The following is a 12,385-nucleotide window of genomic DNA, read 5'->3' on the forward strand; positions in this document are numbered from 1 at the left end:
TATATGCGAATTATTGTTTATGGTAGTTTACGGCAAAACCAAGGTAACCATCACTGGATGACCTATGCACAACTTTTGGGTGAGCATAAGTTAAAGGGATATAAACTCTATGATTTAGGGTTTTACCCTGCGGTTGTTGAAGGTGAGGGTGAAATAGAATGCGAAGTCTATCGGATAACGCCCTCTATCTTGACAGAGCTTGATGAACTGAAAAAGAACGATCAAGATTACAAGCGCCAACTGATTTCAACGCCTTATGGCAGTGCTTGGATCTATCTTTATCAAAAGCCTGTTGATGGCTTACGTGAAATAAAGTGTGGCGACTGGTTAAAACGTCACGAAGAAGAGTAATCAGTAACCTTCTGTTTTTAATTAAAATTAACTAAAAATGGCTCGATAATAATATCGAGCCATTTTTATATTTAGATAAGGTGACGTTTTTAATTCAATATCGTATTTTGATAAGTTAATAAAAGTCTTATTTCCTGCATTAATAAAACAATAATTAATTAAAATACTATTATTTTCACTTCAATTAATAACAAATATTTTCTTTATTTTTTATTTATATTGATATGAATTTTATTAATGGCTGATCCGTTGACAATAAAATTTAATTAATGCTAAAAAGATAAAAGAACATTTTAGTTAAATAATGAAACTTACTGTTATTATTTTTTAAATATTAATTTGAAAGGTGATCTTATGCGTAAATTTAATGATGTTTCATTGCTTTATAAAAGTCAGCCGGAAAGGGTTGAAAAAATACAGAGAGTCATCCTTTTACTGATATGATATTACAAACAAAAACAACAGAGGTGTTAGATAAACTAGCTTATCTTGCTGGCATTAAAAATGCACCTGCTGATGATAAATATTTAAAATTGCATACATCTAATTTAAATGCTCTTATTGAAAGCGCTAAGTCATTAGGTTATGACATCGAATTAGTTAGTGTTTAATTAAAAAAAGCAGCCAAAAGGCTGCTTTATTCACTTAGGAGAAAATAGTGAATAAGGATATTATTGAGTTAAATAAAAATATTAATATAGCAGGATTACATTGGATTTCTCGTTGGCGAGTTAACAATGGAAAAAAGGATTCTTATGTTGTTCCTTTTGCTACAACCTATCCTATTAATATTATTTATCATGGAAAAAGTAAATTTAAATATGGGCAGTATGGTATTCATCTGGGTCAGAAAGATACACTAACTTTCTTAGGTAATAAAAATAAAAAGATACTTGCTAAATTTATTGATTGTCGAAAATACTCTCCGACCTTTAAATCAGTATTAACAACCCACACATCACACGCCAAAGTCCATTGTTTTATATGATAAAAATAATAAACCAATTAAAGTGTTAATTAAAGAAAAGGTCTAATTTTCATTATGCGCATTATCTTTTTTTATATGCTTCTGGGGGTATTAACTGCTGATGGATTAATGGTATTCCTTACTCCTGTTATTGTATATCAATTAACAACAAGCATTGAATATGCAGGATTGACATATGCATTATGGTGGCTGCCTCGACTTTTTTTAATACCGCTTATTGGAAAATATATTGATGATCTTGGTGTTCGTCCTATCTCTATTATTTCTGATAGTTGTAAAATAATAGGATGTTTATTTTTATTACTCACATATTTTACATCTGATTTAATGATAGCGATAAGTTTTGGTTTAGTGGGGAGTTTGATTTCTATTGGAAATTCACAAACATTAATTTCTTATGAAAAAATTATTGTATTGATAAGTCATAATAGAGAACATCATATTAATATAATGTCTAGAATAGATTTTTTAGGAATGATTATAGGACCATTAATTGGGATTGTTTTTATTGATTTTGGCTATCAATATTTAATTATTATACCTTGTATGTTCTATTTTATTAATGCTATTTTCTTTTTGTTTTTTTATATAAGGACAGATATTAATAATAAAAGTAATCTAGAGGAAGGAGTGATTTTTACTAAAAAATTTATTTATATTATTTCTTCACCCATACTGCTATTTTCTATATTTATTGATATTGTGGCGGGTATCTTTGGTGTATTAGGAACATATTTATACAGCTATTTAAATCAATATATAAGTAGAATATTGTTAATTATTATTTCAATTTCCATTATTACGATAAGCTCTTCTTTACTTGTTTTTTTTCAAAGCTCAATAACTATATTTATCATTTGCTATGCTATTTCAATTATTGGAAAAGTCTTTTCAGGTAATATATTGAGATTATTAAGGATAGAAATTATTCCTATCAATCAACTTGCGAGTATTTCATCACTGATGATTTTATTAAATCAGATGATATTGCCCATTGTTGGTGGGCTTCTGTTTTTCTCTACTGGTGAAATCACCTTTATTTATACATTGATGATTATCGCGATAGGGATAACTTTGATAAATGGTATCTTGCTTGTCATATGCTTGAAAAGAAGCACAATATCATCATAAAAAAAGCCCTTCAATAAAATGAAGAGCTTATTTATCAGTAAATTATTAAGTAATAACTCACTTAGTTATTCTGAGTGGGTCAGAATTATTTTTTAGCGCGCTCGAAAGAAGAAAGAATTTCAGCTTTAGCTGCTTCTACGCCTTCCCAACCGTCAACTTTAACCCATTTGCCAGTTTCTAAATCTTTATAGTGCTCAAAGAAATGTTTGATCTGTGCTTTTAACAGCTCAGGCAAGTCGTTCACATCTTTAATGTGATCGTATTCTTTGCTCAGTTTTGTGTGTGGAACTGCAACCAGTTTCGCATCTTCACCTGATTCGTCAGTCATTTTCAGTACGCCAACAGGACGGCAACGAATAACTGAACCTGGTTGTAATGGATATGGAGTTGGAACCAGAACGTCTACTGGGTCACCATCTAAAGATAACGTGTTGTTAATGTAACCGTAGTTGCATGGGTAGAACATTGCAGTTGACATAAAACGGTCAACAAACAGTGCGCCACTTTCTTTATCAACTTCGTATTTGATAGGATCAGCGTTTGCTGGGATTTCAATAACAACATAGATATCTTCTGGTAGTTCTTTACCAGCAGGAACATGATTCAGGCTCATAAAAAATTTCCTATAAAAAATAATTTTACGTGGCCTTTAGTATAGCGAAAAGTTTTTAACAATACCCGTTTTTTGCCAAACCTGTTGCGTTATGATGCAAAAATAAGCAGTAAATAAAAAGAAGCTCTATTATTAAAGATGAAAAAACCGGACGAAAGAGAAGCCCGGTTTATCTATATGGCGACTAAGCCAATGAATTATTCTTCGTCAGGATATTGCGCCATAAAGCTTTCAGCTTGTTCAACCATCGATTTAGTACCTACAAAGAAAGGCATACGTTGGTGAAGTTCTTTGGGCTCGATATCAAGAATACGTTCTTTACCGTTACTTGCTTTACCGCCAGCCTGTTCAGCTAAGAATGCCATTGGATTGCATTCATACAGTAAACGTAATTTACCAGTAGGGTGGCTTGCTGTACTTGGGTAAATATAAATCCCACCTTTTAGTAAGTTGCGATGAAAATCAGCAACTAAAGAACCGATATAACGAGTGGTATAAGGGCGATTTGTTGCCACATCTTGTTCTTGGCAATACTTAATGTATTTTTTTACACCTAATGGGAATTTGATGTAATTACCTTCGTTGATTGAGTACATATTTCCTGTTGGTGGGAATTGTACACTTTCATGAGATAAACAGAATACACCTAAAGAAGGATCATAAGTAAAGGCATGAACACCACAACCTGTTGTATAAACTAACATGGTTGATGATCCATAAACGACATAGCCTGCCGCTACTTGACGATGACCTGGTTGTAAGAAGTCATCTAAGGTTACTGATTGGCCAATAGGTGTAATACGGTGGTAAATAGAGAAAATAGTACCGACGGAAACGTTTACATCAATATTCGAAGAACCATCTAATGGATCCATTAACACGACGTACTTAGCATTTTCAGCACGATCACCTTCAAAGATAACAATATCATCTTCTTCTTCTGATCCGATACCCGCAACTTCACCACGTGCTTTTAATGCAGCTTTGAGTTTCTCATTCGCGTAAAGATCCAGTTTCATCTGGGCTTCACCTTGAACATTAGAAACACCGTTAGTACCAAGAATATCGACTAACCCTGCTTTGTTGATATCACGGTGAATAATTTTAGCCCCAAGCTTAATTGCTGAAAGTAATGCCGTAAGTTCGCCAGTTGCATGGGGAAAATCTTGTTGTTTCTCGACGATAAATTCGCCTAATGTTTTCATGACGCAGGTCCTGAATGTGAGTGGGTAAAGTAAAAAAGGAGGAAAAACTCCTTGGTGGTGGCAAGTTTAGCCAAAGAATCGGATGATTCAAAGGTTAATCCGTTTCTTATCTGCTTTTTGATCGTTAGAATAGTGACCAACTTCATGCTATTGGACAGAAATTCATGCACATTCATATTCTTGGTATTTGTGGCACCTTTATGGGAAGTCTTGCCATTCTAGCTAGAGCGAAGGGACATAAAGTCACTGGCTCTGATGCTAATGTCTATCCACCCATGAGTACTTTATTAGAAAATCAGGGAATTGAACTGATTGAGGGATATGACCCAAAACAATTAGAACCAGCTCCGGACATGGTGATTATTGGTAATGCGATGACACGAGGAAATCCTTGCGTTGAAGCTGTACTTGAAAAAGGTTTGCCTTATACTTCAGGTCCACAATGGTTACATGATTATATTTTACCAGAACGTTGGGTGTTAGCTGTTGCTGGAACCCATGGTAAAACGACAACAGCGGGAATGTTGGCTTGGGTTTTAGAAGATTGTGGTTATAAACCCGGCTTTTTAATTGGTGGTGTACCGGGTAATTTCCAAGTGTCAGCACAGTTAGGCGAAAGTCCCTTTTTTGTGATTGAAGCTGATGAGTATGACAGTGCTTTCTTTGATAAACGCTCTAAATTTGTTCATTATTCTCCACGCACGCTGATTTTAAATAACCTTGAGTTCGATCACGCCGATATTTTTGATGATTTAGCAGCAATTCAAAAACAATTCCATCATTTAGTTCGTATCGTCCCTAGCTCAGGGAAAATCATCATGCCTGACAATGATATGAATTTAAAACAGACCATCAGTATGGGATGTTGGAGTGAACAAGAATTCACGGGAGAAACTGGGGATTGGCAAGCTAAAAAACTCAGTAATGACAGTAGTCATTTTGAGGTATATCACAAAGATGAGCGAGTCGGAGAGGTGTGTTGGGGACTTTCTGGTGAACACAACATGCAAAATGGTTTAATGGCGATTGTTGCAGCGCACCACGTTGGCGTTTTACCTGCTGATGCTTGTGAGGCATTGAATAAGTTTATTAATGCGCGTCGTCGCTTAGAGCTACGTGGTGAGGTTAACCAAGTCAGTGTTTATGATGACTTCGCACATCATCCCACCGCGATTTTGGCAACACTTGAAGCGTTACGTAGTAAAGTCGGCGGAACAGCTCGTATTATTGCGGTGTTAGAGCCTCGTTCAAATACCATGAAAATGGGTATTAGCAAGGATGATATCGCCCCAGCATTAGGTCGTGCTGACGAAGTTTTTTTATTCCAGCCACCTAATATTCAATGGTTAGTGAGTGATATTGCAGAGCATTGTATACAACCAGCCCGTTGGAGTTCTGATCTGGATGCGTTAGTTGATATGATTGCGAAGGAAGCTCAAGCGGGCGATCATATTTTGATTATGAGTAATGGCGGCTTTGGTGGTATTCATGAAAAGCTGCTTGCAAAATTAGCACAGCCTAAAGATCTTGATAACCCGTATTAAAAATAAATAAGCCACTGAAAATTCAGTGGCTTACTTTTTGAAGCTGTAGAAAGACTAATTATAATTCCTGATCAAAAAGATTCAGAATAGCGTCTCGTAATTCTTCTGTGGAAAATCCCGGTGCTGGTGTTGAAAAAATAGTATCATCACCCGCAATACTGCCAAGGATCCCTTCTGCTTTGCCTAATGAATCGAGTAAACGTGCAATAAGTTGTGCCGCACCCGGACTCGTTCTTATCACCACAACAGAGTGGTTATGATCGATATCGAGTACCAGATTTTTTAATGGGCTACTTGCTGTTGGTACGCCAAGCTCAGTAGGAAGGCAATATACCATTTCCATTTTGGCATTACGGGTTCTTACTGCACCAAATTTTGTTAGCATACGAGAGATTTTGGACTGATTAATATTATCAAATCCAGCCTCTTGTAATGCAGTCACAATCTCGCCTTGTGAACTGAATTTTTCTTCTTTCAGCAGGGCTTTAAACGCTTTAACCAAGTCTTCTTGCTTAGAAGGAACGCGCATAGTTCACCTTTAGTGAGTTATCAATAACCTGTGTATTATGCAGAGAAGTGAATTTTTATGCAACATAAGACGAAAGAAGGTGAGTGATAGCCTCCTCAAAATTGTAAATCAGAATGTATTGCAAAAAAATTTTATTTACAGCGTGTGAATGTGATAATTTAAGTAAAGTAAAATATTTGTTAATTAAATGATAAGCTTAAATGATTATCACAAGGATGATGGTGTACTTAACACTTTATCATATTTATTGAAATTATTTATCAAAAGAGTGTCCGCTATCTCATTAACAGATAAGCAATTTGTTTAGAATAACCAAAGTATTATTTTTCACTGAAAATGCCTTATTATGCAATGTTGCTGTTAAATAATTGTTTTTTAAAGGTGAATTGCGTAATAGTGAGTATCTCGAAGGCGTTCCACTATCTCGTAAACTAAGGAGTATCAGAATGAAAGTAGCAGTTCTCGGTGCAGCAGGCGGTATTGGTCAGGCACTGGCGCTTCTTCTTAAAAATCAGCTTCCCGCTGGTAGTGAACTCTCTTTATATGATATCGCTCCCGTCACACCGGGTGTTGCAGCTGACTTAAGCCATATCCCAACTCAAGTTACTGTAAAAGGTTTTGCGGGTGAAGATCCTTCCCCTGCGCTAAAAGGCGCTGATGTTGTTCTGATTTCTGCGGGCGTTGCTCGTAAACCAGGCATGGATCGTTCTGATCTTTTCAATGTTAACGCCGGTATCGTGCGTAACTTAATTGAAAAGGTTGCACAAAATTGCCCGAAAGCACTTATTGGTATCATTACTAACCCAGTGAATACAACGGTTGCTATCGCAGCAGAAGTGCTTAAGAAAGCAGGCGTTTACGATAAGAAACGTCTTTTCGGTATCACTACACTCGACATTATTCGCGCCAATACCTTTGTTGCAGAACTAAAAGGTAAAGATCCACAAAAAACCAATGTTCCTGTGATCGGTGGGCACTCTGGTGTGACTATTCTTCCTCTACTCTCTCAAGTTGATGGTGTTTCATTTAGCGATGATGAAGTCGCAGCGCTAACTAAACGTATTCAAAACGCGGGTACTGAGGTTGTTGAAGCAAAAGCGGGTGGCGGATCTGCAACATTATCTATGGGGCAAGCAGCCGCACGTTTTGGTCTTTCATTAATTCGCGCTTTAAATGGCGAGAAAAATGTTATTGAATGTACCTATACAGAAGGTGACGGAGAATATGCCCGTTTCTTTGCACAACCTATTCTTTTAGGTAAAAACGGTGTAGAGGAATATTTATCTATTGGCAAATTAAGTGATTTTGAAAAGCAATCTCTAAATGGTATGTTAGATGTATTGAAAAAAGATATAATTCTTGGTGAAGAATTTATTAATAAATAAAGAAATACTTTTTTTGCTATAAAAATAATGCAAATTTAAATAAAAACCGCTGGTACTATATCAGCGGTTTTTTTTATTAATTATAATGTGTGTAATTATTAGTTAATTATTAGTTTTGGTACGAATCTTTCGTTCAAGTAATTCTCCTGTTTCAGGATGGAAATAACGGCTAGGCCAAATTTCACTAGGAGCAACACCAAGATAATCAGCAATGATTTTCTCTCCTTTAGGCCAAGGTCGTGACAGTGCATTAGCGAGAGTTGAAGAGCTTAACCCTGCTTTGCGAGATATGGCAGCAAGTGTTGTTCCTCGTTTTCTAAGTGCGGCAATAATATCGGCAGGATGCCAATCAGATTTCCTTGAAATCATTTTTAATCCTTTTTCTATAAAATTGATTGCTGTGTTAGTGGTATAAATAACAGTTTATTAGAAATGTCCTAAAGCATTTAAACTGATTATTTAGAAAATAAAATAACATTATTTTTCTAAAAAGATTTCTGATTTTTTTCTTAATAATTTCTTTTTTGAAGTTGATAACAATTTTAGAGAAACATAATGAAAAAAGAGTGGTATACGGCAAAGGAATTGACGGGTATAGGTGGATTACCTAAATCACCACAAGGGGTAAATTCAAAAGCGAGACGAGAGTCTTGGCAAAAACAGAATGTAAAAAATAAGCAAGGTAATGGTGTTGAATATCATTATTCTTGTTTACCAGAAGAAACATTAATTGCTCTAGAACTTTATGAGCCATTAGCACATTACAAACTAAATAAAAAAGAGGAGCCACTCGTTATCTGGGTGAAAGCATTCCAACAACTAAATGATGGTGAACAAAAAACATTAACAGAGCTGATATTGCGGGATGGTATTAGAAGTTTTTTAGAAAAAGTCGTCAATGATTAGGCGATTTTAAAGAATCTATTATTGCGTTATCCGCAACAGATATCTATCTGACTAACCTCTTAGTTGAATGTGAGATGAGATCATGAAAAAAGAATGGTATACAGCAAAAGAATTAGTGGGGCTTGCGGGGTTACCTAACTCCCCGCAGGGAGTTAACTTGATGGCGCGTCGTGAAGGATGGGAAAACCGTCGTAAACGTGGCGTTCAGGGTAAAGCTGTCGAATATTCCGTAAAAAGTCTGCCTGATGAGGTGATTAGTGTGCTCGCTGCACATGAACCTCCAGCAGAATATTTATCTAAACGTCAGGATGCCTTTTTGATTTGGGTTGAAGCCTATTATCAACTGACTAAATCAGAACGAGAAAAGATTGTGAAATTCGTACTGCGCGAAGGGCTAGCAAAGCTCATTAGCTATATTGATGCGGATAATCAAGATGCTATCGAACGAGAAAATGAAGAAGTTCTCAATAAATTAAAAAGCCCACCAGAATCGATGTAGTCGCTCTAGCGGGCTTCTTTACATAACTAGTGTTTATGATACTAATGTTATGATTGACGTTGTACAGCGACGTGAGCAAGCCCAATAAGCGCATCTTTATACGGTGAGTTAGGTATAATTGATAAAGCTTCAATCGCTTTGTCTGCTTCTTCTTCTGCTTTTTGACGGGTATATTCCAAAGAGCCACACTGTTTCATCGTATTTAAAACAGTATCCAATAAATGGCGGCCATTACCTTGCTCAATGGCTTGGCGAATTAATTTGGATTCTTCTTCATTGCCATTATGCATAGCATGAAGTAATGGCAACGTAGGTTTACCTTCATCAAGATCATCACCAGTGTTTTTACCTAACTGGTTGTTATCTGCATCATAATCAAGCAAATCGTCAATGAGCTGGAAAGCAGTCCCAAGATAACGACCATAATCTTGGAATGCTTTTTCTTGCTCAGGCGTTGCACCCGAAAGGATTGCTGATGCATGAGAAGCGGCTTCAAAAAGACGAGCTGTTTTGCTGTAGATAACTTGCATATAGTCATCTTCAGAAATGTCAGGATCGTTACAATTCATTAACTGTAAAACTTCACCTTCAGCGATCACATTGGTGGCGCTAGACATTAATTTTAGTACACGCATCGAATCAAGATCCGTCATCATCTGAAAGGATCGTGTATAAATAAAGTCGCCAACAAGTACACTAGCAGCATTTCCAAAGACCGCATTTGCCGTTTGTTTTCCTCTGCGCATATCAGATTCATCAACAACATCATCATGTAACAATGTTGCAGTATGAATAAATTCGATCAGCGCTGCGACCGAGATATGTTTGTCACCTTGATAGTCCAATGCTCTTCCAGTGAGCACTGCGATCATTGGTCGGATCCTTTTACCACCACCACTAATGATGTAGTAACCAAGTTGGTTTATCAAAGAAACATCTGAATTAAGCTGGTAAAGGATTGCCTCATTTACCGCAGTCATATCAGCGGATGTTAGTTTTATAATAGATTCTAAATTCATGTTTTTTCGACTTTGGCTCGCCAATGAGCGCGTTATTATTAATAAAAAATGATCAGGCCATAGATTTTACTCTTATATAATTTAGATTGTACTTTAAAAATGGCTGAAATAAATATCGTGTAAAAAACTCTTTTTTTTAACGCTAGTTTGCGATCTGTACTTGTCATCGGCACTAAATTTGCGTAGAATTCGCGCCCTATGTGAATATTTTAATTGTGCACTCAAATTATACATATTGGGAGTGTGCGGAAAGCGGAGTTTATATGTACGCGGTTTTCCAAAGTGGTGGTAAACAACACCGAGTCAGCGAAGGTCAAACTATTCGTTTAGAGAAGCTGGAAGTAGCTACTGGCGAAACAATCGAGTTTGATACTGTAATGATGGTCGCTAATGGCGATGACATTCAAATTGGCGCTCCAATCCTTGCGGGCGTTAAAGTTAAAGCGGAAGTGGTTGCTCACGGTCGCGGCGATAAAGTTAAGATTGTTAAGTTCCGTCGTCGTAAACACAGCCGTAAACAACAGGGCCACCGTCAGTGGTTTACTGATGTTAAAATCACTGGTATCGCTTAAGGTTTAGGAGAGTAGTTCAATGGCACATAAAAAGGCTGGCGGCTCGACTCGTAACGGTCGTGATTCCGAAGCAAAACGTCTGGGTGTTAAACGTTTCGGTGGTGAAGCTGTATTAGCAGGTAGCATCATCGTTCGTCAACGTGGTACTAAGTTCCATGCAGGTACTAACGTTGGTTGTGGTCGTGACCACACCCTGTTTGCATTAGCTGACGGAAAAATTAAGTTCGAAGTTAAAGGTCCAAACAACCGTAAATTTATCAGCATCGAAGCTGAATAATTACTGGTCCTTTAAGCACCGAGTCAAAAGCCCTGCAAATCTGTTGCGGGGCTTTTTATATTTAAAAAAGGCCATCTCTGGGTAATTTCGGCCATCCAGCACGTTAATGGCTACTATACGGAGTAAAATCATGAAATTTGTTGATGAGGCCAAGATCCTAATCGTCGCGGGCGATGGTGGTAACGGCTGTGTAAGCTTTCGTCGCGAAAAATATATCCCTAATGGCGGGCCAGACGGTGGTGATGGTGGTGATGGTGGTGATGTCTACATGATTGCAGACGAAAACCTTAACACCTTAATTGATTATCGTTTTACAAAATCTTATCGCGCAGAACGTGGTGAAAATGGCCACAGTCGTGATTGCACTGGTAAGCGTGGTCAAGATATTACTATCAGTGTTCCTGTCGGAACACGTGTCCGTGATTTAGCTACAAATGAAGTGATTGCTGACTTGACTGTCCATGGTCAAAAGCAAATGGTTGCTAAAGGTGGTTTCCACGGCTTAGGTAATACTCGTTTTAAATCGTCGGTTAACCGAGCTCCACGTCAACGCACAATGGGAACGCCGGGTGAATCTCGCGAAGTTCTATTAGAGCTGATGTTATTAGCTGATGTGGGTATGCTTGGTATGCCAAATGCGGGTAAATCTACATTTATTCGTGCAGTATCAGCAGCGAAACCTAAAGTTGCTGATTATCCATTTACCACGTTAGTACCAAGTTTAGGTGTGGTGCGTATGGATAATCACCAAAGCTTTGTGGTTGCAGATATTCCCGGATTAATCGAAGGCGCTGCTGATGGTGCAGGTCTTGGGATCCAATTCTTAAAACACTTAGAACGTTGCCGTGTTCTATTACACTTGATCGATATTGATCCTATTGATGGATCGGATCCTGTGGAGAATGCACAAATTATTGTCTCTGAATTAGAGAAATACAGCGAAAAATTAGCACAGAAGCCACGTTGGTTAGTGTTCAATAAAGTTGATCTTCTGGATGCTGAAGAAGCAAAAGAGAAGGCAAAAGCAATTGTTGAAGCACTGGGTTGGGATGAAAACTATTATATGATAGCAGCCATCAACCAAGAAGGTGTGAAAAAACTTTGCTGGAATATCATGGAATTCCTGAATGTGACTCCGCGTGAGCAAGATGTTATTGCAACAAATGCAGAACCAGGAAAAGTTGACTTTATGTGGGATGATTACCACAAAGAACAGCTTGAAAACCCTGATTTCGAAGAAGATGATGACGATGATTGGGATGAAGAAGACGATGATGGTATTGAATTTATCTACCAACGTTAATGATCATTCTGATTATGATTAAAATAAAAAACGCCTGATTATTAGGCGTTTTTTATATCTGTT

General features: G+C 37.2%; 16 protein-coding genes. 11 read left to right on the plus strand and 5 right to left on the minus strand.

Annotated features, from left to right (window positions below; genetic code table 11):
• Positions 1-3 precede the first annotated feature (3 nt).
• From DK858_RS06345 to DK858_RS06360, 4 genes are all read left to right on the plus strand, one after another.
• A complete protein-coding gene (locus tag DK858_RS06345) occupies positions 4-351 on the plus strand; it encodes a gamma-glutamylcyclotransferase family protein (protein ID WP_109396688.1) in 348 nt (115 codons plus the stop codon).
• A gap of 440 nt (positions 352-791) precedes the next feature.
• On the plus strand, positions 792-962 hold the full coding sequence (locus DK858_RS06350) for a hypothetical protein (protein WP_228407195.1): 171 nt from the start codon (positions 792-794) through the stop codon (positions 960-962).
• Between the two features lie 47 nt (positions 963-1,009).
• Entirely contained in the window at positions 1,010-1,339 is a 330-nt protein-coding gene (locus DK858_RS06355; protein ID WP_228407197.1) for a hypothetical protein, read from the plus strand.
• A gap of 54 nt (positions 1,340-1,393) precedes the next feature.
• Positions 1,394-2,470: an MFS transporter gene (locus DK858_RS06360; RefSeq protein ID WP_109396690.1), complete on the plus strand. Its 1,077-nt coding sequence runs from the start codon at positions 1,394-1,396 to the stop codon at positions 2,468-2,470.
• Between the two features lie 85 nt (positions 2,471-2,555).
• Here the strand turns inward: DK858_RS06360 and ppa are convergent, their stop codons facing one another.
• Positions 2,556-3,083: an inorganic diphosphatase gene (gene ppa / locus DK858_RS06365; protein WP_006535717.1), complete on the minus strand. Its 528-nt coding sequence runs from the start codon at positions 3,081-3,083 to the stop codon at positions 2,556-2,558.
• Positions 3,084-3,280: 197 nt separating this feature from the next.
• Positions 3,281-4,288 (minus strand): class 1 fructose-bisphosphatase, encoded by a 1,008-nt coding sequence (gene fbp / locus DK858_RS06370; RefSeq protein WP_109396691.1) that lies wholly within the window; start codon positions 4,286-4,288, stop codon positions 3,281-3,283.
• A gap of 164 nt (positions 4,289-4,452) precedes the next feature.
• Here fbp and mpl point away from each other — a divergent pair, with 164 nt between their 5' ends.
• Entirely contained in the window at positions 4,453-5,832 is a 1,380-nt protein-coding gene (gene mpl, locus DK858_RS06375; protein WP_109396693.1) for a UDP-N-acetylmuramate:L-alanyl-gamma-D-glutamyl-meso-diaminopimelate ligase, read from the plus strand.
• Between the two features lie 58 nt (positions 5,833-5,890).
• On the opposite strand, the gene argR is transcribed toward mpl, so the two are convergent.
• The gene (gene argR, locus DK858_RS06380) at positions 5,891-6,361 is read right to left on the minus strand and encodes a transcriptional regulator ArgR (RefSeq protein ID WP_006535714.1); all 471 of its coding nucleotides are present in this window, start codon (positions 6,359-6,361) and stop codon (positions 5,891-5,893) included.
• A 446-nt stretch (positions 6,362-6,807) separates the two neighbouring features.
• Between argR and mdh the strand changes: the two genes are divergently transcribed.
• The gene (gene mdh, locus DK858_RS06385) at positions 6,808-7,746 is read left to right on the plus strand and encodes a malate dehydrogenase (RefSeq protein WP_109396695.1); all 939 of its coding nucleotides are present in this window, start codon (positions 6,808-6,810) and stop codon (positions 7,744-7,746) included.
• A 102-nt stretch (positions 7,747-7,848) separates the two neighbouring features.
• On the opposite strand, the gene DK858_RS06390 is transcribed toward mdh, so the two are convergent.
• On the minus strand, positions 7,849-8,115 hold the full coding sequence (locus tag DK858_RS06390) for a helix-turn-helix domain-containing protein (RefSeq protein ID WP_023583585.1): 267 nt from the start codon (positions 8,113-8,115) through the stop codon (positions 7,849-7,851).
• A 186-nt stretch (positions 8,116-8,301) separates the two neighbouring features.
• On the opposite strand from DK858_RS06390, the gene DK858_RS06395 reads away from it, so the two are divergent.
• Both DK858_RS06395 and DK858_RS06400 read left to right on the plus strand, forming a co-directional pair.
• On the plus strand, positions 8,302-8,652 hold the full coding sequence (locus DK858_RS06395) for a DNA-binding protein (protein WP_109396697.1): 351 nt from the start codon (positions 8,302-8,304) through the stop codon (positions 8,650-8,652).
• Between the two features lie 82 nt (positions 8,653-8,734).
• A complete protein-coding gene (locus DK858_RS06400) occupies positions 8,735-9,151 on the plus strand; it encodes a DNA-binding protein (protein ID WP_006535709.1) in 417 nt (138 codons plus the stop codon).
• 47 nt (positions 9,152-9,198) lie between these two features.
• Here the strand turns inward: DK858_RS06400 and ispB are convergent, their stop codons facing one another.
• Complete coding sequence (gene ispB / locus DK858_RS06405) at positions 9,199-10,170, minus strand: octaprenyl diphosphate synthase (protein WP_006535708.1); 972 nt, start codon at positions 10,168-10,170, stop codon at positions 9,199-9,201.
• A gap of 263 nt (positions 10,171-10,433) precedes the next feature.
• On the opposite strand from ispB, the gene rplU reads away from it, so the two are divergent.
• The 3 genes from rplU to cgtA all read left to right on the plus strand — a co-directional run bounded on the left by rplU (position 10,434) and on the right by cgtA (position 12,322).
• Positions 10,434-10,742 carry a 50S ribosomal protein L21 gene (gene rplU / locus DK858_RS06410; RefSeq protein ID WP_006535707.1) on the plus strand — a complete coding sequence of 103 codons (309 nt, stop codon included), beginning with the start codon at positions 10,434-10,436 and terminating at the stop codon, positions 10,740-10,742.
• A gap of 19 nt (positions 10,743-10,761) precedes the next feature.
• Positions 10,762-11,019, plus strand: coding sequence for a 50S ribosomal protein L27 (gene rpmA / locus DK858_RS06415; protein WP_006535706.1), 258 nt, complete (start codon positions 10,762-10,764; stop codon positions 11,017-11,019).
• Positions 11,020-11,149: 130 nt separating this feature from the next.
• Positions 11,150-12,322, plus strand: coding sequence for an Obg family GTPase CgtA (gene cgtA, locus DK858_RS06420; RefSeq protein ID WP_109396699.1), 1,173 nt, complete (start codon positions 11,150-11,152; stop codon positions 12,320-12,322).
• Positions 12,323-12,385 lie beyond the last annotated feature (63 nt).

The sequence above is a fragment of the Proteus faecis genome, from assembly GCF_003144395.1.
Lineage (GTDB): Bacteria > Pseudomonadota > Gammaproteobacteria > Enterobacterales > Enterobacteriaceae > Proteus > Proteus faecis.

Coding starts and splice junctions, on each gene's coding strand:
- fbp (WP_109396691.1), bottom strand. CDS start 4,288: ATGAAAACATTAGGCGAATTTATCGTCGAGAAACAACAAGATTTTCCC.
- ispB (WP_006535708.1), bottom strand. CDS start 10,170: ATGAATTTAGAATCTATTATAAAACTAACATCCGCTGATATGACTGCG.
- rpmA (WP_006535706.1), top strand. CDS start 10,762: ATGGCACATAAAAAGGCTGGCGGCTCGACTCGTAACGGTCGTGATTCC.
- argR (WP_006535714.1), bottom strand. CDS start 6,361: ATGCGCGTTCCTTCTAAGCAAGAAGACTTGGTTAAAGCGTTTAAAGCC.
- DK858_RS06360 (WP_109396690.1), top strand. CDS start 1,394: ATGCGCATTATCTTTTTTTATATGCTTCTGGGGGTATTAACTGCTGAT.
- ppa (WP_006535717.1), bottom strand. CDS start 3,083: ATGAGCCTGAATCATGTTCCTGCTGGTAAAGAACTACCAGAAGATATC.
- DK858_RS06350 (WP_228407195.1), top strand. CDS start 792: ATGATATTACAAACAAAAACAACAGAGGTGTTAGATAAACTAGCTTAT.
- DK858_RS06345 (WP_109396688.1), top strand. CDS start 4: ATGCGAATTATTGTTTATGGTAGTTTACGGCAAAACCAAGGTAACCAT.
- mpl (WP_109396693.1), top strand. CDS start 4,453: ATGCACATTCATATTCTTGGTATTTGTGGCACCTTTATGGGAAGTCTT.
- mdh (WP_109396695.1), top strand. CDS start 6,808: ATGAAAGTAGCAGTTCTCGGTGCAGCAGGCGGTATTGGTCAGGCACTG.
- rplU (WP_006535707.1), top strand. CDS start 10,434: ATGTACGCGGTTTTCCAAAGTGGTGGTAAACAACACCGAGTCAGCGAA.
- DK858_RS06395 (WP_109396697.1), top strand. CDS start 8,302: ATGAAAAAAGAGTGGTATACGGCAAAGGAATTGACGGGTATAGGTGGA.
- cgtA (WP_109396699.1), top strand. CDS start 11,150: ATGAAATTTGTTGATGAGGCCAAGATCCTAATCGTCGCGGGCGATGGT.
- DK858_RS06400 (WP_006535709.1), top strand. CDS start 8,735: ATGAAAAAAGAATGGTATACAGCAAAAGAATTAGTGGGGCTTGCGGGG.
- DK858_RS06390 (WP_023583585.1), bottom strand. CDS start 8,115: ATGATTTCAAGGAAATCTGATTGGCATCCTGCCGATATTATTGCCGCA.